This is a genomic window from Streptomyces sp. AC627_RSS907 (genome assembly GCF_019049165.1).
Window position 1 is genome coordinate 1 of the sequence record NZ_JAGMUE010001577.1, and the last position, 553, is coordinate 553.

The 553-nt window shown below is 70.3% G+C and carries 1 pseudogene; it reads left to right on the top strand.

Annotated elements, in window-relative coordinates:
* A pseudogene (locus tag KUM32_RS43090) lies at nucleotides 1-553 on the top strand (serine protease); the annotation flags it as partial.

Here is a 553-nt window from a genome sequence, read left to right on the forward strand (position 1 = left end):
GTCAAGGAGTCGGGTTCGGTCCAGCGCAACGCGCCGACCTCGTACTTCGTGAACGTGCCCAAGGGCGCCAAGACGCTTGAGGTGGCGCTCGGCGGGCTGCGCGACAAGAGCCAGACCCGGTTCGTCGCGATCAACCCGTACGGCGTGCCGGTCGACTCGACCTCGTCGATCGCCTGCTACCCGAACTACGACAACCCGGCCAACACCTGCCGGCCCGACCGCCGCGCCTACCCGAACCCGATCCCGGGCGTGTGGGAGATCGAGGTCGAGTCGCGGCGTACCTCGCCGGTCCTGGACAACCCGTACCAGCTCACCGTGAACGCGCTGGGCAGCACCTTCTCGCCCGAGACGCAGACCCTCGCGGAGGCGAAGGTCGGCCAGGCCACTCCGGTGGAGTGGAAGGTCAGCAACGGGTTCGGCCCGATCGACGGCAAGCTCCAGGGCGGCCCGCTGGGCTCCGCCCGCACCGAGCGGCCCACGATCAAGCAGGGCGAGACGCACACCAGCCAGGTCACGGTCGCCGAGGGCGCCTCGCGCCTGGACGTGGCGATCG